We start from the raw sequence: 21212 nt of genomic DNA on the forward strand, positions 1-21212 counted from the left end.
TAGTGTGAACTTGAATGTAGGACGTACTCTGTCTCATTTTGCGACTGTGCTTTTGCTGCTATTTAGCGGCCTACTTGCATTCGCTGGTCCGGCAAGAACGACCTATCAAGCCAAAATCGTAAAGCCAAATGGTTATCCTCTTGAAGCTTCTAACGTTAATTTTAAATTCACGATCTTAGATCCATCCGGAAACTGTATTTTGTATTCAGAAACCTATTCGGCGGTGAATATGACTTCAACCGGCGGATTAATTTCTTTCTCACTAGGTTCTGGTGTAAAAACTTATCCGACAAGTTCTCCAACTTTTGCTGATGTGTTTTCTAATATCACGCCGAGCTTGTCTTGTGATGCGGGTGGTCCCGTGAGTTATTCGCCGGCGGCGGATGATATCAGAAAAATCGTGATGCAGTTTCATGATGGTAATGGTTGGCAAACATTGCCTGCGATGAACATCAACGCTGTACCTTACGCGATGTACGCTGATGAAGCGACTCGTTTATCTGGGTACGTGGCTAATGATTTTGTTCAAATAGCGCAAATTCCTAACTGTGCAGCCAGCGAAGCGCTTCATTACACAGGCACAAATTTTACCTGCTTAGCTGTTAGCAGTGGCGTAACTTCGGGGTCGGTAACTTCTGCCTTAGGATATACGCCGGCCGACAATGCCAATTTAACCACCTTATCAAATGTTGTCACTTCGGTTTCATCGTCTGTATTTTCAGTTTCGTCAACGGTGGCCTCTTTAGATTCTACAGTGAGTTCGCTAAGCTTAACGTTGAACACAGTTTCTGGTTCTGTGAACGCCGTTTCTTCTTCAGTGGCTGCTCTTTCTACTGATGTTGCAAATCTTCAAGCAGCGGTGTCTGGAATTACAAGTTCACAGTGGGTGAGCTCTGGATCATCAATTGTTTATAACTCTGGTTATGTGGGTGTCGGCACAACTTCGCCTACATCGCGTTTCACAGTGGCAGATAATAATTCTGAAGCTACGGCGATAAGTGACAGCACAGACTCTGTTACTTTATTCGGTAATGGAAACACTTATTTTCAAGGGCGTGACGTCATCAATGATATTGAATTTATCATGGGTACAAGCACAAGCGGTGTTGATGTGTTTTCGGGAAGTATGACAGATCATAACTATTCATTGCGCACCGGAAACGTTCGCCGTATTTACATTACTGCAAGTGGTACGACTGGTGTTGGTACCACAGCTCCAACAGCCAAGCTACATATCGCTGGTGGCACAAGTGCAACACCATTAATTAAGTTAAGCTCAAGCACTTTGGTAAATACACCGCAAGCTGGTTCTTTTGAATATGATGGCTCAGCTTTTTATTTAACTGATGGCTCTGGTGTTCGTCGTTCTATCGCAACAGCGAGTTCTTCAGGAACTTACGATAACGCCTCAAATATTACATCGCCGGGAAATATTAATCTTACACCAACAGGTTCAGTGGTGGTTTCAAGTACTACGGTTTCGACAAATTCCACGACAGGGGCATTAGTCGTTGGTGGCGGATTAGGCGTTGCTGGAAATATTAATTCTTCAGGTACGATCACCACGTCATCAAATATTCAAGGCGCTTCAATTACTGCAACCTCTGGAATGATTACACCAATTATTTACGGAAGTACGGCAATCTCTGGAATTTTACGTCTTGAATCAACAACCAATACGACAAAAGGTTCAGTGCTTATCGCTCAGCAGGGTGGAAATGTTGGTATTGGTACCGGCACGCCGCTGGCAAAACTTTCGGTTGACGGTGATGGCTTTTCTCCAAATACGCCATCAACAGATACTGTGGCTACATTTGATAATGAATCCAATGATGTCGCTTTAGGATTTTTTACAACCGCCATAAGAAAAGCATCAATTTATTTTGGTATAACAGGAACCCCTAAGCGTGGAGCAATATCTTATCAGTTTAGCAATACAAGCGCTGATAAATTATTTTTTGATGTGAATTCGCAAACCCGCATGACAGTGACTGGTTCTGGTACTGTAGGTATTGGCGTGAGTGCACCGACGGCAATGTTACATGCTGTTAATGATAACTCGTCTCGTGATGTGTTAACATTGAAAGCCGCGCCCTCGCAATCGGCGCATTGGCTTCGCATTAATGATTCAAGTGATGTGACTCGCGCCTATATTACGCCAAATGGCGGGATGCCACAGTTTGGTTTAGGAAATTCAAACGCTATTCGCTTAACCGCAGAATATGGTGGCTTTGCTGAACTTCCGGCAGGAGCGATTATTTCAACCGGTTCAAACTTATCTTTGTCAAATAACGGAAACCCTGGTGTGAAAACCGTGGCTGGTTATTTTAACGGAGCCACTTATTACTCGGCCTGGGAGATCGCCAACGTAGCTGCAGGTTACGGTAATTTACTGCTGATGAAATCAGGCGGTAATGTTGGTATCGGAGCAACAGCTCCAGTTATGCGATTACATTTAAAAAGCACAGCAGCTACGTCAGATGCCATCTATATCGATCGCACCGATGCTTCGCCTAATTTAGATATTTATTCAAGCTACAATGGATTAAGCGATACGCAGTCAGGAACATTTGCTTACGGTGTTCGTCCGTCAGATAACCAATGGCAAATTTGGGAGCGTGGTTATAATGCGGCTTGGACAAATTTATTCACTGTCGCTAAAGAAGGTAACGTAGGTATTGGTACCGCAAATCCTACAGACGGTCGCTTAGTGATTTCACATGTGGCTGGTGCTCCAGTTGCAGGTGTGAAGGGTGATGCAAAGCTTGCATTTAGTCCAACCACTTACGCTTATGGTTTAGGGCCTCGCTATATTAATCTTTACCCAACAGATGTTGTTGATGGACATGGTTTTGGTATTTCAAGTGGCATGACCGAACTTTATTCGAATTCAATGTTTGGATTTTTCGTTAGACCAAATCGCGCCGATATTAACGGAACTTACACATCGACTGAAGTGATGCGTATTATGAACACCGGACGAGTAGGTATTGGTAATACAAATCCAGCAGAAAAATTAGAAGTGACCGGAAACGTGAAAGCCACAGCCTTTATTGGTGATGGTTCACAGCTTACAAATATTCCGGGTTCGGCAATTCAGTTTAATGACTGGGGTTCTGGTTGGGCCACGCCTGTGCCATGGTCGTCATACAGCTCTAGTATTTCAGGATGGCAAGATTATGGTGGCACAGCTACGGGTATTGGAAGCACTTACTGGACAGGATGGACAACGCGCAATGGAGCTACCGGAGCGCAAATCGGTGTAAACTGGAACAGTGAAGCTGGCGGTAGTCCAGGAGTCAGAGTGCGCGCTAAAGACGATACGCAAGGTGATTGGGGAGCTTGGAGATCGTTAGCCTTCGTTGATGCTTCAGTTCAAAAAAGCGGTGATAGCATGACAGGTTCATTAAGTATCACCGGAGATTTAACAATCACGGGAATTCCATATCGTGCCTCTGGTGATATTGCTTGGACTGTGCCATCAGATGCGCGTTTAAAAGATGTAAAGCGCAGCTATAATCGTGGTTTAAAAGAAATTTTAAATATCGACACGATTATTTATTCGTATAAAGAAGGTAATATTAAAAAAATTGATCCGGAAAAAGAATTTACCGGAGTGCTTGCGCAAAATGTACAAGCCAATATTCCTGAGGCAGTGAAAGAAGATAAAGATGGCTTTTTATCATTAAATACAACGCCGATTTTCTGGGCGATGATTAATGCTATTAAAGACCTTTATCATGAGATCACAGGTGTACAGCGTGAGATTGCTTCGCTAAAAGAAGAAAACAAAGCTAAAGATCAAGAAATCAAAGAATTAAAAGAGCGTCTTGATCGCATCGAAAAATCTTTGCCGCAGCAGAAATAATTATTCACATTCGATAAAGTTTATAAGATCTGGCGCTGTTGAATCTTTCCAGATCATGGTGCGTTTGTGTATGTTTACGTTGTAGCTGTAAAAAACTTGCTTCGTAAATAAAGGTACTTCGGGGGCTAGAAACACCACAAGCACATTGTTTGTATTAATTGTCCAAGTATATGACTCTTGAAGTTGTGACGAAACTTGAGTTGAGGTGACTTTAAAGTTTTTATCAAAAATCCAACGGTATTCAGTGGCTCCCGTTGTGGTATTTTGTTGGCACCAGATGTTTGAACTTAAAAGATTTACCGCTTCCTCGGTGACTTGGTCCTGCTTAGGGCGACCGGTGCTGTTTTGATCAGATTGTGGTGCGCAAGAAAATAAAAAACTCGTTAAAGCTAAAACCACGAATGAAAAGATATTCTTAATCATAAAGCCCTCATCTTTTTTAATTTTGGCTTAAGGCCTTTTCGAGTGGCAATCATTTTTTCTTTCTTAAGGTGAAAAGTGCTCGCGGAATTTCATCAATTAAGTCGGAAGCCATTAATGACAGATAATCTTTATCTTTCACCCAGCGATCAGCGATATAGCCATGCACTCCGCAGGCCAGAACAGCGGCGTCTATTGGATTTAGACCTTGCGCAAGAAAACCCACAATCATTCCGGTAAGCACATCTCCAGTTCCGGCTTTAGCTAAGGCTTTGTTGCCAGTTTGAATTTCATAGATCATGGATTTTGTAGCCACTAATGTGTGATGGCCTTTTAAAACGACAATGCCACCAAATTTTTCTTGTGCCATTTTCACCGCTTTAAAGCGGTCTTTGCGAATTTCGTCAGAAGACATATCTAAAAGTTTTGCCAGCTCGCCTTCGTGCGGAGTGATAATCCAGTTTTCTTTTATTTTTTTTACCAGCGCTAAAGCTCCCGCATCGATAATTACAGGTTTAGCGAATTCTTCTTCGAGGTGATGAAAAAGTTTTTTTATTGTCGGTGTAACAGTTAATCCCGGGCCAATCGCCAAAGCCTTAAAATGATCAAGGTTCATTTTTTCAGAAATTTTGTAAGAGAGAAAATCAGGATAATCGCTTAAGTTTTTTGTCGTTGCCGGTAAATAAACATAACCCGCACCAACGCGAGCTGCACCGAGGGCGGATAAATAACAAGCGCCCCACATTCCTTCAGAGCCTGCAAGGATCAGGCATTTTCCGCCATGAGTTTTATTAGCAGAATCTGCGCGCTGAGGCAGAAATTTTTGAAGATCTTTTTTTGTAATACGAAATATTGACGACATTTAAAAAGAAATATTGCAGTATGGGTGCCATGCCTGAACTACCAGAAGTCGAGATCGTCGTTCGTAATTTAAATGATATTGTGATCGGTAAAAAACTTAAAGCCACCAAGCTTTGGCGCAAGGACGTGCGCTTTCCCATCCCCGATAAAATTATACAAAAGATCGTTAACGGCGAAAATAAACTTCTCAATATTCATCGCCGGGCTAAGTTTATTGTCATTGAGTTTGCTGATTATTTAATCATTTCCCATTTGGGGATGACCGGGGCATGGAGCACCCATAAAGGGCAGTTGTCCCAGTATACCCCGAAAAAGCACGACCACTTAGCGCTCGGTTTTGAAGACGGCAAAGACAAAGAGTTGTGGCTTATTTACAACGATCCACGCCGTTTTGGTTTTGTTCATGCGATTAGAAAACAGGATTTGGCGACCTATTTTGCAAACTACGGTTTTGAACCGCTTGAGATGAATGACCAGCAAATCGAAGAACTGTATCAACAGGCTAAAAAGTCAAAATCCCCTCTGAAAACCTTCATTATGAACCAAAAAAATATCGTCGGTGTTGGTAACATTTATGCCTGCGAAGCCTTGTTTTTAGCCGAACTTAGCCCGTTTAAAATCGCTTCAAAGGTTAAAAAAGAATCATTTTTAAAGCTGGTTCAGGCGATCAAAAAAAATCTCAAACAAGCCATTTCTAAAGGCGGATCGAGTATTAAAAACTACAGAAATGTGAATGAAGAAGAGGGAAGTTTTCAAAAATCACACTTAGTTTATGGCAAAGAAAAGACAAAATGCACTCGGTGTAAGACGGGAATCATAGTTCGTAAAGTTCAAGCAGGTCGATCAACTTTTTTTTGTAACGCTTGCCAAAGGTAGAAATTCGTGATTTCTTTAATTTAACACAAACTTAATAAACAATAACCGTTACCGGTTTTAACAAAAGGACTTTCCATGAAAGCATTATTAGTAACAGCTTTATTAGCTTTATCTTTCACAACAGGTTTTACTTGTTCTAAAAACGCTCCAGAAGCAGCAGCTCCAACTGAAGCAGCTCAACCTACAGCAGAAGCTACTCCAGCAGCTCCAGCTGAAGGCACAGCAGCTCCTACAGAAGGCGCAGCAGCAACTGCAGCTCCTACTGAAGCAGCTCCAGCAGCGCCAGCTACTGAAACTAAGTAATTAGTTTTTTAGCTAGTTATTGCTAGATATGAAAAGCCAGTTCCTGAAAAGGGCTGGCTTTTTGTTTTGATCAGCCTCCGGCTGACCTTATTCTGAAGGGCCGACCTCTCGGTCGTCCTAGTGCTAGAATCGGCGCTTTTATTAATTGGATCGCTTCGCTCTTTGTCCCAATCTTCTTCTTCTTAACTTCTATAAACTTTATTTAGTTCGTAGAGCTAAAACTCGACCATCTCGATACAACACAGGTCATCGTAACTTGTAAGGTATGGGGTATTACCTCTTATAGACTTGAAGAGCTAAGGCTCTAGAGAAAGCTGCTTGTCAGATAGCCCTTAAGGTGCTGAAATATTTGTATATTTACATCATGCAGGCCTGAGGCCCGCAACTTAAGGAGACTTTTGTGGACGCACTATTAGCTTACCAAGGATTTTTGACGAATCTAGCACCCTGCTGGCTTCTGATCGTTGGTTCAATTTTAATCTTTCTTTTTATCGGCTTTTTTAGCCTGCCGTTGTTCGTATGGGCGGTGGTCTCTGTAGGTCTATTATTCGGCCTGGGCGCTTCGACGACAGCCACTGCGGTTGTTGCAGCTTTGTTTGTCTTATTCTTAATTAAACCAATCAGAGCTTTATTGATCTCAACACCGCTGATGAAAGCGATGAAGGGGATTATGCCGAAAATTTCTGACACTGAAAGAACAGCGTTAGAAGCCGGCGTAGTTTGGGTAGAAAAAGATTTATTCTCAGGTAAACCTGATTTCAAAAAAATCTTGAGCGAGCCTTACGCAAAATTAACTGCCGAAGAACAAGCGTTCATGGATGGCCCGGTTGAAGAACTTTGTAAAATGGCTAACCCATGGAAAATCTGGCGTAACCGTGAAATGCCGCAAGAGATGTGGCAATTCATTAAAGACAAAGGTTTCCTAGGAATGATCATTCCGAAAGAGTACGGCGGTCTTGGTTTTTCTAATATGGCGCACTCAGAAGTGGTCATGAAATTATCAACGCGTTCAATTTCAGCTTCAATCTCGGTCATGGTACCGAACTCTTTAGGTCCCGCAGAATTATTAATTCATTACGGAACTGAAGCGCAAAAAAATCACTGGTTACCTCGTTTAGCAAAAGGACAAGAAATTCCATGCTTCGGTTTAACTGAGCCACAAGCCGGTTCTGATGCGGGTTCTATCACCTCTTCAGGTACAGTATTTAAAGACACTGATGGTAAATTAAAAATCAAACTTAACTGGAACAAACGTTGGATCACATTAGCCCAAGTATCGACTGTGATTGGTTTAGCGTTCCGTTTACGAGATCCAGAAAACTTATTAGGTAAGGGCGAAGACGTAGGTATCACTTGTGCCTTAGTGCCAGCTTCTACACCTGGTGTAATTCACGATCGTCGTCACGATCCTTTAACAATCCCATTCCACAACTGTCCAACACAAGGTAAAGACGTTGTTGTGACAATCGAAGACGCTGTTGTCGGTGGTGCTGCTGGCTGCGGTAAAGGTTGGGGTATGTTAATGGAGTGTTTAGCTGCGGGTCGCGGTGTATCACTTCCAGCACAATCAACTGGTGGAGCGAAGTTATGTTATAGAACAGCTTCATCTCACGCTTTTATCCGTAAACAATTCGGTCTTTCAATTGGTAAATTCGAAGGTGTTGAAGAGCCAATGGCTCGTATCGGTTCAAAAGCCTATGCACTAGATGCAGCTCGTAGATTTACATTAGGTGCGTTAGATAAGGGTATCAAACCTCCTGTTGTAACTGCGATGATGAAATACCACGCCACAGAAATGTCTCGTTCAGCCGTGAATGACTGTATGGATATCATGGGTGGTGCCGGTATTTCTTTAGGTCAAAGAAACTTAATCGCTGAAGGTTACGTAGCAATGCCAATCGGTATTACGGTTGAAGGTGCGAACATCATGACTCGTACTTTAATCATCTTCGGGCAAGGTGCCCTACGTTGTCATCCTTATGCGTTTGAAGAAGTTCGTACAATCGCTGAAGGTAATACTAAAGGCTTTGATGCGGCTTTCTGGGGTCACATCGGTCACGTAGTTTCAAACTTATGCCGTTCGATTTTATTATCATTATCTCGTGGTTACTTAGCTTGCGCTCCATCTGGCGTGCACCCTAAAACAAAAATCCACTACCGCCGTTTACAATGGGCTTCAGCAACTTTTGCTATCTTAGCTGACGTTGCGATGGGTACATTAGGTGGCCAATTAAAATTAAAAGAAAAAATCACTGGCCGTTTTGCAGATATTTTCTCTCACATGTACTTATCGACTGCGGTATTACGCCGTTTCGAAGAAGAAGGCCAACGTGAAGAAGATCTTCCGTATGTTCAGTATTTCTTAAAACATGAAATGGCTGAAATCCAAAAATCATTTGATGGTTTATTTGACAACTTAAAATTAGAAGTTCCAGTAATTGGTGGTATCTACCGTTTCGTAATGAAAGATATTTTAGGGGCTTGGTCACGTATCAATTCAATCGGTTCGCAAGGTACTGACGGCTGGTCACACTTAATCACAGCTTCTATGATGAAAGCTGGCGAACAACGCGATCGTATTACTTCTGGTATTTACTGGGTGGGCGAAAAAACTCACGGTCCAGCTGAAGTGATTGCGCGTTTAGCTAAAGGTGATCAAACAGCTCGTTTAGAAAACGCGTTTAACGTAGTAACTCGCGCTGAAGCGGCTGAAAAGAAAATCCGTGCAGCAGTTAAATCTGGCTCTATTCCTAAGAAAAAAGGCATGGCTTCATGGGAAGATGCTTTAGCTAAGAAAATTATCTCTCAAGATGAATTCAAACTTTTATCTGAAGCGGATAAAGTTCGTTACGATGCTATCTTGGTTGATGACTTTACTGAAACTGAATATCAGAATAAACTTCCTTAAGAGGCTTTATCCTCTGGTTTTGATCAGCCTCCGGCTGACCTTATTCTAAAGGGAGCGCTTCAGGCGCTCCTTAGTGCTAAAATCGGATAGTTAGAAAATAAAAAAGGCGACTTGAAGAAGTCGCCTTTTTTATTTGTATTTCAATTTTATCTTTAGAATTTAATTAAGCCAGTGCCTAAAGAAAGAGATGTGTTTTCTTTAGAAGCGAACACGTAATAAGTTACTGAAGCATTTTGTGTGTTTTGTGATGTGATGCTTTTTGCTGTTAATAACTCGCTAGGGTTAACAACTAATTGGCCGTTAACTACATTTAAGTAAGCTGCTAAATTTAAGTAGCCGTTAAATGGTGATAGGTAGGCCGCTACACGGTCGTAACCAACTGGAGCTGCTACTGGAAGTTCGATGGCTTGATTTAAACCAACTTGCGCCCATAAAGTTTTTTCGCCAGCGAAAAAGTTTGCATCCGTTACACATGTTTCATCATCTGATTGATGAGATACTGTTGCTAACACAGCTTTAGATACGTTAAAGCTCCAGCCAGTTTTCACGTCTGTTAAAGAGAAAGTCATTTGACCAATTTCAAATTGCGCTTCAGTTACACAGTAAAGATCATTGTCATCACGGTGAGTAGAAAATTTTAGAGTGCTTACTGACGGTGTAGCTTTAGAAGCAAAAGTTACGCTCATTTCGTATTTGCCAGCGTTTGTGTTGTTGTAAAGATTTGTGAAATCTAAAGTCGCGTTTTGCGTAAAAGCATAAACGTTAACATTTAAAAATAGACCGGCGATAAATAACATTGTTTTCATGGTTACTCCCTGAGATTTGTGAGGTCTTTTTGCCAAATCTAAGAAGCATTCTCAAGTTAGGGTATTGTTAAGATCGCGAGAGCGTCTTAAACGCGAAGCGGGCCTGCTTTACTGTAAACTACCATAAACAAACCAGTGCCAAGAATTGCGGCTGCTGGTAAACCTAAAGCAGTTAACCAATACATCGGTTTAACGACATAGTCGTAAAATTGCGAAGCGAAAGTGTATTCAGCACTATAATTCATAATATTAAAAAGACAGCCAATAGCTGAGCCAGTCATGAAAATAACAACTGGAAGTATTAAGCCACGAAGCCAGTAACTTTCATTTTTAATTTTTTTATCGAACATTTTTGCCATTGAAAGAATGGTCATGCTTCCACAAAAAATAGGAACAAAACCATTATACTTATCAAATGAAAACATCATAGACCATAAAGATTTATTCATCGCCCAGTAGCCAACGACTAAGGCCATACATAAACCCCAAATGCTGCCGATGAAAAAGTAATGTTTTTTGGCGAAGTTCATTTAAAAGACGATCGCTTTACCAACGGGTGCAAATGAAATCTTCGCTAATTTAAAATGCTGAAGTCCAACCGGAATTCCGATCAGGGTAATGCAGAATAATAAGCCCCAGAAAACATGCATGGCCGCTAGCCACCAACCGCAGAAAATAAACCAAATCACATTGCCGATAAAACCTAAAGAACCTGTTCCGATATCGTGACCACTGATTGTTTCACGAGCTACCACTTGTGAACCAAAAGGCCAAAGATTTAATAAACCAATATTAAAAGCCGCACGCGCCCATGGAATTCCGACAATTGAAATCACCATGATAAGGGCTGATGTAAACCATGAAATCGCTGTAGCCCAGCCACCGAATACTAACCATAAAATATTTAATAAAAAATTTAACATCTTAAATCCTCATTTTCTTAACTGTAGCGCTTTGATCATTTCTAAACTTTTCTAACTTCTTGGCAATATCAGAATTTTCAATGGCTAACATTTGAAGCGCTAAAAGTCCGGCGTTGGCAGAATTTCCGATAGACACGGTTGCTACAGGAACACCTTTTGGCATTTGCACGATGGAAAGTAAACTATCCATACCATCTAATGATTTAGATTTAACGGGTACGCCGATCACTGGTAAGGTCGTGTAGGAAGCTGTCATTCCCGGTAAGTGAGCCGCTCCGCCAGCACCGGCGATAATCACTTTAATTCCATTATCGCGCGCATTCATGGCAAAATCACGCATATCATCGGGAGTTCTGTGGGCTGATAAAACTTTTTTCTCATAAGGAATTTTAAAATCAGTTAAGACATCGCATGCCGCTTTCATAGTTTCCCAATCTGATTGGCTTCCCATGATAACAGCCACTTGAGCTTTTGATTTTTTAGAAGCGCGTGCGATTTTTTTCATAATGAGTACATTCCTTTTAATTTTTTAACGGTTGCGAAGATCTCATCTTTATTGTTTCCGCAAACAGTGAAGTGGCCCATTTTGCGTCCCGGTTTAGATTCGGTTTTGCCATAAAGATGTAAATGGCCGTTGGGTACATTCATAAATTCATTGATCGGCTGAAGTTCGGCTACCTGTGATTTTGTTCCCAGTAAGTTGAGCATCACAGTGTATTTCGTAATTAACGTCGTTTCACCCAGTGGCAAATTTAAAACACTGCGCACGTGATTGTGAAACTGTGAAGTGACACAAGCATTCATTGTGTAATGACCTGAATTGTGCGGCCGTGGGGCGGATTCATTTAAATAAACTTTACCGTCTGCAGTTAAGAAAAATTCGAAAGCATAAATCCCGCGGGCATCAATAGCTGTCATCGCACGCGTAGTGTAGTCTTTAATTTGTTTTTCAACTTCAAATGAAATATCAGAAGGCGATGTAACATAATGACAGATGTGATTTTCTTGCACAGTTTCGGCAATCGGGTAAAGCACGGTACCGGTAGAATTACGCGCGGCCATGATCGCCACTTCTTTCGTGTAAGGAATAAAAGCTTCTACTAACTTTTCTCCCTTTAGTTTTACTAAAGCCGAATCAATAGCATCTTCAGATTTAATGGTTACATTGCCGTAACCATCATAGCCACCTTTAGCTGATTTTAAAACAACGGGTAAACCGTGCTGTTTGATAAAATCCAGAACATCAGTTTTAGTTGCAACTTCTTTATAAGGGCAAACGGCAATACCAGCTTGTGCAAAAGTATTTTTCTCGGTGATCTTATCGCCAATTAATTTAAATGTTTTTGCTGAAGGGTAAAGTTTATCTGGAAATTTATCTTCAATGGCATCAAGAATAGACTGGTCGATAAATTCATTTTCTAATGTCAGAAAATCACAACGACTTGCAAACTCTAGAATGTGTTCAAGATTATTAAAATCAGATTTCGTTGTAAAAGTTGAAACTTGTGAGGCGGGACTTAGTGAATCTTTAGGCTCGGTGCAAAGAATATGCGTTTTGATCCCGAGTTCGTGCGCGGCCAGAGCTGTCATACGTGACAACTGTCCGCTACCTAAAATACCTAAGACCGTATTCGCATTCATACGAGACCCTTTACCCTTGTGGTTTAGAATATACGGGGCCAGGGTCACGATGACAAGCAGTATGTATTAGAACAGATTATTATCCAGGCAATTGTTCAATCCCGGTACACAGATCGGAAAGAGTTTCTTTTTTGGCGCAAGGCACTCTTCTGGTTCCAGATATCTGCTTGGAAATAAACTGGTATCGGCGTTAGCAAAGGGCTCATTTACAAGGGCAAATACGGCCGCGTTATTAACTAGAATGCGTTCGATAAAAAGACCCTGTTTGTCTTTGCCAAAGATAACTTCCATTTCATTCTGTGCGCCTTTAACAGGTACGCCGATTAATCCGTTTTCGTAAACCTTATAATGGCCGTATTGTTTAAGCTGTGAGAGTAATTCAGTGTTTTGTAGTTGTCTTTGCGCATGTAAACTTTCTTTGGCTTGTTGCAATGAAGAGCGTAAGTTGTCTAAACCTGAAATGTAGCTAATTACATTAACTTTTAAGAATTCATATTTCGGATTGATCATATCATCTTTGGTTTTTGCCGGTTTTCGTTGGCACTTCGTCTCTTGAGTCACTACTTTTTTCTTAGATCCTTCGCGTGTCAGGTTATTTAAATAGCTATCGTTAATCAGAAAGAAATTACTTAAGCTAAAGATTTCCGACACAATCGGCTCAAGAGTACTTTCAAACACTAATTTTCGGCTGTAGGTATCGTCTAACGAAATTTGCTCTGTTCTAGCTTTAGTTAGATCGTAGCCAATATGATGGGTGAAGATAACATTTTCTGAGGGAAAAACATGTTCGACATCAAATGAAATGACCGCACCTAGATTAACTTCGTCAGTAAAGCAAAACTGACCTTGTGAAATAGATAGCGAAATCTGATTATGTTCAAACGAAATAAGTAATTGATTTGGCTTGCTGTTTACAAAGCTATAGTCTTCGCGAAACTCAACTGGCGAATGCACTTGGCTTAGCTGACTTTTTAGCTGTCCTGTAGACGACAAGGGCGTTGAAAGAGACCTTTCCAGTAAAAACTTAGATAAACCGTTATAGTGCAAGGGCACGTTGATTTCAATCAGGGTCTGTTTTAAAGAATTTTCTTTAAGTTTGACCTGCATTTGCTTACGGCGGTTTTCATCTAGAAGCTGTAAAAGCTTTGTTCTTTCCTGATCGTTATTGTTTACTGTTTCAGTCGCCAGACGGTTAAGAATGAACGTTTGTTCACTGACCAGTGCGGCGTATTGTTTTTCAATCGCATAAATTTTTTCGCACTCAATCTGTTGATTCTTAGCCTGCTTAACTTCGGTAAAGTTATTAAGCTTAATAAATGCATTAGCCGCTGGTGAAAATGCTAAAATAGCTATTGTTTTTAAAATTGTTGATTTCATAGATAAACCCTTTATTTTCTGTATTTGCTTTCGTGTCCATTTAAAGTGAATTTTTTCCAGTTTAAAAATTCATTCACTTCGATGAAAAAAGTCAGAGATTGGGATGGACCAAAATTAAGCTTTAAGCTTCTCTCACCAGTCATTTCAACTGAGTATTTAGGATTGGTTAGAACATTTGAAACCTGTTCTGTTGTCAGTAAATATTGCGGTTCGAGTTTATAGAAAAACTCAGCTAAAGCCTGATCGTTGTAGTCATTAAACCAAAGAAATTGGTCGCTTAAAAAATAAATGAAATGTTCTAAATAGACGTGGTTAATTTTATTTAAAACAGCTTTGCGGTTTTCCGAGGTCAATAATGGCGCTTCAGGATCTGGGGAAAGTCTGTATTCCACGATGTGATATTTCTGTGATTGCTCGTCGGCCAAATCAAAAAGAAAAGAAATTTTAGAGTTCGGGTCACAAAGTACGTCTTTGGCAGCTTCAATATATATTTTAGACTGCGGCCCTAAAATACTAAAAAATTGTCCGGCAATTGAAGTGGAGCGAACAGCGTTATTAGATGCGCCGACAGCATCAAAGCCGTATTTAGTTTGAAGCTGCAATCCTGCAGGTAAAAGTGAAGCGTTGCCGCCAACTAAAAAGCTAAATTCCTTTGGAACTGGAACAGGCATCTGTAAAACTAATACAGGAGAATTTTCTTTGCATTTTTCAGCGATGGAAATATTCAGGCGGAAGGGTTCCGCCTGAATATTTAAACTCGCCATTAACACTATCAAGGTTAAAAGCTTTTTCATTTTTAGTTCTCCGTGTAAGCTGTTGTGTATTTTACGTAACGAGCTGATTTTGAACTGAAGTTATGAGTGGCTGTCACATCTAAATTGTATTTGTAAGATGTTGTGCTCGAAGAATTTCCTAAAACAGCATTAAGAATTCTAAAGTTGATTGCTGCGGCTTGAGCGTCAGGATCTGGAATTTTACCTAGCTCATCGGCAATCATCGAAGCGCCGGTTGCACCTGGTTTGTCAGCAATTGTAAAACCTGCTTTTTGCGAAATAATCGTCGCTAGATTACTTAATAAAGACGCCTTGATTTCGTTGGCGATTTTAATCTGGTCTGCAGACGAGATCTTATCTTCAGGATCTTCGGCACTCCAGTCGATATCAAATGATGATCCACCTAAATCGCTTTCAACAGTTTCGGACCAACTTCTTGAGCTAAAAAGCCCACCGCTTGAACCTTGTTCGTTTAAGTATGAATAAACTTTCCATAGATTAACTTTCGCATCAATATCAAAGGCAAATGTTCTGGGAATATCATAAGTCGTATAGATGCTAAAGCTGGGTTTTACCTCAGAGCCAAATAAGCTCGGGTACTTGAAGTAACATGCTCCTAAGGTTGTTAATGTGATATCCGTAGAAAGAATATCAGTTGTGGACTGCATGACTTTATTGCTTAAATCTTTTGAGTTGATACCGTTAACTGCATAGTCAATATAGTGCTTAGCACCTGAATTTTTTAATGTTTCAATATGCATCGAAATTTGTACGTTCTGTCCGATTAGCGGCGTCACTTTAGAAAAGCCAGAATTGTCGTATTGCAGTTGTTTGACATTAGCATCCCAATCCGTTGCGTATTCTAGGTGGATGTAACCTGCAGCGGCTACCGCATCTTTATCATACATGTTTTGTAAGTTTGTTCTGAATTGTCTGATGAGTTCGTCATTGGCCGTGAATTCAGCGCGTAATTCAGCTTTTTGTTCGGCGCTAATAGTTTTATCGGCGCTTAAAGCGCGAAGAATTGTAAATTGCTGAACGGCTAAATCGGCCAGAATTTGTGTTAATTCTTTGGCGCTTTTTTCGATGATCGCTAAATTTTCACATTGCGATCTTGATACGAAAAGGTTTTCAGTTTTCTTTGCGATTTTTCCTTGTTTTGGCGGTAGCACATAGATTCGGTTTGTTTCTACGCTGTCGCGTAAGACGGGGGAGCTGGTGTTGTTACGGATAACACGGCCATCATAAACTTCGGCGGGGGCCGCATTGGCGATAGCTGATAAGGTTAGAATCCCGGAAACGATCATTTTTTTCATTTTTACATCCTTTTAGTTAGGGTTTTAGTGTTCTCGACTAGGGCTTATTTCGAAATTGAGGCCATTTATGGTGGGCTTTAAACCCTGTTTATTTTGATCTGAGGTCCGAAAAAGCGGATTTTCTACGGATTTTCGGAAAGCTTCCAGGAAATAAGAAAAAGTGAGAGGATGAGGCTATGGGTTCACCACGAGTAAAAGTTAAGGCGCAGGTTCTGATAATCAATGGCGATAAGGTGCTTGTTTATCGCGTAAAAGATAAAGCTTCAGGGCAACATATATATAGACTGGTTGGTGGGCGGGTTGAGTTTGGTGAGCTGTCTGAAAAAGCAGCTGTACGAGAATTTTTTGAAGAGACGCATTTAGAAGTTAGAGTTATTGCTCATGCGGGAAGTTTTGAAAGTATCTATATAATGCATGGAAAACAAAAACATGAGCTTGTTCAAGTTTATGTCTGCGAATTTATTGATAAGTCTCATTATAATAAAACGCGCATTAAACTTTTTGAACCCGGCGAAATTTTAAATGACGCGGAATGGGTTGATGCTAATTTTTTAAGTCAAAAATCAACGCCATTTTATCCCGAGATGTTAAAAGAGACTTTATCCGACAATCTGCTTGATAAGAAAAAAATCTAATCCTATAGTAGTGGCACAACACTTAACCATCCATGTGTTCAGTAGACTAGTAACATATGTGATGTTTTTTTATAGGAGTACCCATGTGCGGTGTAATTGGAGTTTTTGGAACTCCGTATTCATCTCAAGAGGTTCAACAAGGTCTGCAACTCTTGCAGCACCGTGGTCAAGACGCAGCTGGGATCCTTTCGTTCAATTCCCAATCAAAAAATTTCTCATTATATAAAGATGTAGGTCTCGTTTCTAAAGTTTTCGACGAATCAAAACTTTATGGCATCAGCGGCGATATCAGTATCGGGCACACAAGATACGCGACGGTGGGGCCAAAGACTGCACTCGATGCCAAGAGGGATTTGCAACCAATGATGGTGAATTATCCTTTCGGTATCGGGATGGTTCATAATGGTAATATAGTAAATTATTACCAGTTAAAAAAAGACCTGAAAGAAACCACGAACCGAATCCTCTTTACGCAGAACGATCTTGAAGCCTTATTAAATATTCTTTCGCAAAATCTATTAGCAACAAATGACCTAAACTTTTCTTTCGATAAATTTCAATCCTCAGTTAAATCCCTCTTTGACCAAGCCAAAGGGGGATTTTCAGTTTTGGGGGTTGTTGCAGAAAAAGGGTTCTTTGCCTTTCGTGATCCGCACGGAATTAGGCCATTAATTTTAGGCCGCAGACGTCTAACTGACGAAGAAAAGAAACAACAACCGAATAACTTTGGCATCAGTTACTGCGCAAGCTCTGAAACGAATGCGCTTAATTTTTTAGGCTACGAAGTCGTGCGCGATTTAAGCCCTGGTGAAATTATTTTTATCGATCATACAGGTGAAGTTTATTCGTCATCGAATTATTCAACCCAGAATAAGATTCCGGCTAAAACTTGTATGTTTGAGTATGTGTATTTTTCTAATCCTGAATCTAAATTAGAAAACGTCAGTATCTATGGCGCACGTTTAAATTTCGGCAAACACCTAGCCGAAGAAATTCGCTCGAAAATTGATTCCGGTGCTATTAAGCCAGATATTATTGTTCCTATTCCTGAAACATCACGTGTGGCCGCAATCAGTATGAGTGAAACTTTAGGAATTCCGTACCGCGAAGTTCTTATTAAAAATCGCTATATCCAGCGCAGTTTTATTTTAAATACGCAAGAATCACGCAAGCGCGCCGTGCAGTTAAAACTCACAGCGATTGCCTCTGAAATTAAAGGTAAAAACGTGATGCTTGTGGATGATTCAGTGGTGCGCGGAACCACGTCTAAAAAAATCATCGATATGGTTCGTGAAGCCGGGGCGAATGAAGTTTATCTAGCGTCAACTTGTCCGCCGATTCGTCATCCTTGTTTTTACGGGGTCGATTTTCCAGATCCGAATGAATTAGTGGCGCATGGTAAAACCGAGCCCGAAGTGGCTAAGATGTTGGGCGCTGATCATATTTTTTATTTAACCACTGAAGGTTTAAAGAAATCTATCGGTTCAGAGAAACTTTGTATGGCTTGCATTGACGGAAAATACCCGGTTGATTGCAACACGAAATCATTTAGTGAAATGCGCCAAGCGCACCGAGAGGCGTAGTTATGAATCAATTGCCTCCTTTATTGTACCAAGGCTCAGTTAAAAATGTACGTGGATCTACGTCGGATGATTCTTTAGTTTTTGAATATTCAGATCGTTATTCGATTTTTGATTGGGGTGAGATGCCCGATCAAATTTCGGGTAAAGGTTCAGCTTTAAATTTAATGGGCTATGCTTTTTTTCAATATCTAGAAAAACACATAGGTCTTAAACATCATATGTTGGGGCTTGTAGGATCGGGTATTACCAATTGCTGTAAAGTTAAAAATGTTAAAGTCGTTCGCCCAACCAAGCAAGGTGCTGTTTATAACTACCGGGCTTACCAAGACCGTTTAGTAAATGCTTTGGTTCCGCTAGAAGTGATTTTTCGCTTAGGACTACCGAAAGGTAATTCATTATCAAAACGTTTTAAGACAAATCCTGAATTAGTAAAACAATTTGGCTTAACGGCAGTTCCTTTAGAGGGGGCGCTATTAGAAGTCCCGTTAATTGATTTTTCAACCAAATTAGAAACTGGTGATCGTTATTTAACTTATGACGAGGCCCGCACGATTTCTGGAATGAGTGAAGGTGAGTTTCAAAAGCTAAAAAATCTGGCGACTGAAATCGCACTCAGTTTAAAAGACTTTCATCAGAAGATGGGTCTTGAGCTTTGGGATGGAAAAGTTGAATTTGCTTTTACGCAAGGTGAAGGTTTGGAGCGTGATTTTATGCTGGTCGATTCTATCGGCATTGATGAACTTCGTTTGATCAGCCATGGTAAAAGTCTTTCTAAAGAATTTTTACGCGAAGTTTATAAAGAGTCTGAATGGTACAATGCTTTAAATGCTGCCAAAGAAGAATCGCTGATCACTTTGGTTGATTTTAAAGAAATTTGTAAAACCAAGTATGGCCAACAGCCGCAGCCGTTATCTAGCCAAAATAAACAAAAAGCTGAAGATCTGTATCAAGGGTATTGTAACTCGGTTTATGAATTAATGAATTTACCACGGCCATTTTCTCCAGAATTGAATGTTAAAAATTACGTGGAGAAATATTTATGAAAATCTTAATCGTGGGCTCTGGTGGGCGTGAACATGCATTAGCTTGGAAGATCTTGCAGTCAATCAAAGTCAGACAGGTTTTTGTAGCTCCCGGTAACGGCGGGATGTTTCATAAACTGCCAAATCTGACACCGGTAAATATTAAAGCTACAGAAGTTGAAGAATTATTAGCTTTTGTACTTAAAGAAAAAATTGATTTAACAGTTGTAGGCCCTGAAAATTCCTTAAGTTTAGGGATTTGTGATTTATTTAAAGCGAACGGTTTAAAAGTGTTCGGTCCTTCGAAAGCGGCCGCGCAGTTAGAATCATCGAAGACTTTTGCCAAAGAAATCATGCAGGCGGCGAATGTTCCAACAGCAGCTTACAAAGCTTTTAAAAATTTCCAAGCGGCCAGCGAATTTATTGAGCGCACACCTTGGACGCAAATGGTTGTTAAAGCTGATGGTTTAGCCGCAGGTAAAGGTGTGGTTGTTTGCTCTGATAAAGCCGCAGCCTTTCAAGCCGTTAAAGATTTTATGCTTAACGATATCTTGGGTTTTAAAGTTCAGGATTTGCTCATTGAAGAATTTTTAGTTGGTCCAGAGGTTTCAGTCTTTGCTTTAAGTGATGGAAATAACGTAACTTTCTTGGGAACCGCCGGTGATCACAAACGTTTGCGTGATCACGATCAAGGGCCTAATACCGGTGGCATGGGTGTGATCTCACCATCGCCATTTTTTAACGACGGCGATGAAGAAGTCGTTATGAATAAAATTATTAAACCGACGATTGCTGAAATGAAAAAACGCGGAATGCCTTTTTCAGGAGTGTTATTTGCCGGATTAATGAAAACCCCTAACGGCTATAAAACCTTAGAATTTAATGTGCGTTTTGGTGATCCAGAAACGCAAGCTTTGATGACTTTAATTGAAGATGATATTGTTCCACTTTTTTTAGCCTGTGCTGAAGGTGTGTTACATAATACTTCAATCGAGATGTCGCCTGAAAAAGCGATTCATGTGGTGATGGCCGCCCACGGTTACCCAGGCACTGAAGGAATTTCAGTTCGTAGTGGTGATGAAATTACTCTTCCGATTGAATTAAAATCTAAAATCTTTTTTGCCGGTGTTGATCGTAAAGACGGTCATTTATTAACTGCCGGTGGTCGCGTGTTAGGTTTAACCGCGTTGGCTGATACTTATGAAGCCGCTCGTGCCAAAGCTTACGGTGATGTTGTAAAAATTAACTTCGCTGGAGCGCAATTTAGAACTGATATCGGCGTACAAGGCTTAACGAAAGAGGCTTTGCGTGGCTAAGATTGTAATTTTAGCTTCTGGAAGTGGATCAAACGCTGAAAGCATCATTCGCTACGCGCAAGCGCATAACACGTATCAAGTGGCTTCTGTCATTAGCGATAAGTCAGAAGCTTTAGTTTTACAACGCGCTAAAAATTTAGGGGTTGAAGCTGAAACAGTTGTTAAAACTAAAGACGAATCTAAAGTGCAATTCGAAGATCGTCTAGTTCATGTGATTGAAAAATATCAGCCTGACTGGATTGTATTAGCCGGTTTTATGAAACTGTTATCAAAAAACTTTTTAATGAATTTTTACGATCAAAAAATCAAACAATTTAAAGTCGTAAACATCCATCCGTCATTATTGCCGCTATTTCCGGGAAAAGAGGCTTATGAGCAATCTTTTAACTCAGGCCTGGCCGAGTATGGTTGTACGATTCATTTCGTCGATGAAGGTATGGATACCGGAAAAATGATTTACCAAGAACGCTTAAAAAAAATCGAAGGTGAAGACTTTGAAACTTTTAAAGCGCGCGGTTTAGCGGCTGAAAACAGAATTTACCCTATTATTTTAGAGAAACTTTTCGTTGAATTTTCGTCATAGG

Annotated in this window: 19 protein-coding genes; 9 read left to right on the plus strand and 10 right to left on the minus strand. The window is 40.5% G+C overall.

Going from position 1 to position 21212, the window contains the following annotated elements; genetic code table 11:
• The first annotated feature begins 4 nt into the window (after window positions 1-4).
• Window positions 5-3868, plus strand: coding sequence for a tail fiber domain-containing protein (locus tag ACKWCF_RS08100; protein WP_409480209.1), 3864 nt, complete (start codon window positions 5-7; stop codon window positions 3866-3868).
• Here ACKWCF_RS08100 and ACKWCF_RS08105 read toward each other — a convergent pair whose 3' ends face one another.
• Window positions 3869-4291: a hypothetical protein gene (locus ACKWCF_RS08105; protein WP_409480210.1), complete on the minus strand. Its 423-nt coding sequence runs from the start codon at window positions 4289-4291 to the stop codon at window positions 3869-3871.
• A gap of 49 nt (window positions 4292-4340) precedes the next feature.
• Window positions 4341-5150, minus strand: coding sequence for an NAD(P)H-hydrate dehydratase (locus ACKWCF_RS08110; RefSeq protein ID WP_409480211.1), 810 nt, complete (start codon window positions 5148-5150; stop codon window positions 4341-4343).
• 29 nt (window positions 5151-5179) lie between these two features.
• Here ACKWCF_RS08110 and mutM point away from each other — a divergent pair, with 29 nt between their 5' ends.
• The 3 genes from mutM (at window position 5180) to ACKWCF_RS08125 (ending at window position 9236) form a co-directional block, all read left to right on the plus strand.
• Window positions 5180-6025: a bifunctional DNA-formamidopyrimidine glycosylase/DNA-(apurinic or apyrimidinic site) lyase gene (gene mutM, locus ACKWCF_RS08115; protein WP_409480212.1), complete on the plus strand. Its 846-nt coding sequence runs from the start codon at window positions 5180-5182 to the stop codon at window positions 6023-6025.
• Between the two features lie 75 nt (window positions 6026-6100).
• The gene (locus ACKWCF_RS08120) at window positions 6101-6328 is read left to right on the plus strand and encodes an acylneuraminate cytidylyltransferase (RefSeq protein WP_409480213.1); all 228 of its coding nucleotides are present in this window, start codon (window positions 6101-6103) and stop codon (window positions 6326-6328) included.
• A 400-nt stretch (window positions 6329-6728) separates the two neighbouring features.
• Window positions 6729-9236, plus strand: coding sequence for an acyl-CoA dehydrogenase (locus ACKWCF_RS08125; protein WP_409480214.1), 2508 nt, complete (start codon window positions 6729-6731; stop codon window positions 9234-9236).
• Window positions 9237-9388: 152 nt separating this feature from the next.
• Here the strand turns inward: ACKWCF_RS08125 and ACKWCF_RS08130 are convergent, their stop codons facing one another.
• The 8 genes from ACKWCF_RS08130 to ACKWCF_RS08165 all read right to left on the minus strand — a co-directional run bounded on the left by ACKWCF_RS08130 (window position 9389) and on the right by ACKWCF_RS08165 (window position 16072).
• Window positions 9389-10042, minus strand: a complete 654-nt coding sequence (locus ACKWCF_RS08130; RefSeq protein WP_409480215.1) for a hypothetical protein — start codon at window positions 10040-10042, stop codon at window positions 9389-9391.
• Between the two features lie 86 nt (window positions 10043-10128).
• Window positions 10129-10572, minus strand: a complete 444-nt coding sequence (locus ACKWCF_RS08135) for a hypothetical protein (protein WP_409480216.1) — start codon at window positions 10570-10572, stop codon at window positions 10129-10131.
• On the minus strand, window positions 10573-10965 hold the full coding sequence (locus ACKWCF_RS08140) for a YccF domain-containing protein (protein ID WP_409480217.1): 393 nt from the start codon (window positions 10963-10965) through the stop codon (window positions 10573-10575).
• A gap of 1 nt (window position 10966) precedes the next feature.
• The gene (purE, locus tag ACKWCF_RS08145) at window positions 10967-11470 is read right to left on the minus strand and encodes a 5-(carboxyamino)imidazole ribonucleotide mutase (RefSeq protein ID WP_409480218.1); all 504 of its coding nucleotides are present in this window, start codon (window positions 11468-11470) and stop codon (window positions 10967-10969) included.
• Window positions 11467-12606 carry a 5-(carboxyamino)imidazole ribonucleotide synthase gene (locus ACKWCF_RS08150; RefSeq protein WP_409480219.1) on the minus strand — a complete coding sequence of 380 codons (1140 nt, stop codon included), beginning with the start codon at window positions 12604-12606 and terminating at the stop codon, window positions 11467-11469. The genes purE and ACKWCF_RS08150 overlap by 4 nt, the downstream gene beginning before the upstream one ends.
• A 66-nt stretch (window positions 12607-12672) precedes the next feature.
• The gene (locus ACKWCF_RS08155; RefSeq protein ID WP_409480220.1) at window positions 12673-13983 is read right to left on the minus strand and encodes a hypothetical protein; all 1311 of its coding nucleotides are present in this window, start codon (window positions 13981-13983) and stop codon (window positions 12673-12675) included.
• Between the two features lie 11 nt (window positions 13984-13994).
• Window positions 13995-14777 carry a hypothetical protein gene (locus ACKWCF_RS08160; RefSeq protein ID WP_409480221.1) on the minus strand — a complete coding sequence of 261 codons (783 nt, stop codon included), beginning with the start codon at window positions 14775-14777 and terminating at the stop codon, window positions 13995-13997.
• 2 nt (window positions 14778-14779) lie between these two features.
• Window positions 14780-16072: a hypothetical protein gene (locus tag ACKWCF_RS08165; protein ID WP_409480222.1), complete on the minus strand. Its 1293-nt coding sequence runs from the start codon at window positions 16070-16072 to the stop codon at window positions 14780-14782.
• A gap of 176 nt (window positions 16073-16248) precedes the next feature.
• Here ACKWCF_RS08165 and ACKWCF_RS08170 point away from each other — a divergent pair, with 176 nt between their 5' ends.
• The 5 genes from ACKWCF_RS08170 to purN all read left to right on the plus strand — a co-directional run bounded on the left by ACKWCF_RS08170 (window position 16249) and on the right by purN (window position 21211).
• Window positions 16249-16707 carry an NUDIX hydrolase gene (locus ACKWCF_RS08170; protein ID WP_409480223.1) on the plus strand — a complete coding sequence of 153 codons (459 nt, stop codon included), beginning with the start codon at window positions 16249-16251 and terminating at the stop codon, window positions 16705-16707.
• Between the two features lie 83 nt (window positions 16708-16790).
• Complete coding sequence (purF, locus tag ACKWCF_RS08175) at window positions 16791-18290, plus strand: amidophosphoribosyltransferase (protein WP_409480224.1); 1500 nt, start codon at window positions 16791-16793, stop codon at window positions 18288-18290.
• A gap of 2 nt (window positions 18291-18292) precedes the next feature.
• The gene (locus ACKWCF_RS08180; protein ID WP_409480225.1) at window positions 18293-19333 is read left to right on the plus strand and encodes a phosphoribosylaminoimidazolesuccinocarboxamide synthase; all 1041 of its coding nucleotides are present in this window, start codon (window positions 18293-18295) and stop codon (window positions 19331-19333) included.
• Window positions 19330-20628 carry a phosphoribosylamine--glycine ligase gene (gene purD / locus ACKWCF_RS08185; protein WP_409480226.1) on the plus strand — a complete coding sequence of 433 codons (1299 nt, stop codon included), beginning with the start codon at window positions 19330-19332 and terminating at the stop codon, window positions 20626-20628. Before ACKWCF_RS08180 ends, purD begins: the two co-directional genes overlap by 4 nt.
• Complete coding sequence (gene purN / locus ACKWCF_RS08190; RefSeq protein ID WP_409480227.1) at window positions 20621-21211, plus strand: phosphoribosylglycinamide formyltransferase; 591 nt, start codon at window positions 20621-20623, stop codon at window positions 21209-21211. The genes purD and purN overlap by 8 nt, the downstream gene beginning before the upstream one ends.
• The last annotated feature ends 1 nt before the right edge of the window (window position 21212 follow it).

This window comes from Pseudobdellovibrio sp. HCB154 (assembly GCF_046267985.1).
Lineage (GTDB): Bacteria > Bdellovibrionota > Bdellovibrionia > Bdellovibrionales > Bdellovibrionaceae > Pseudobdellovibrio.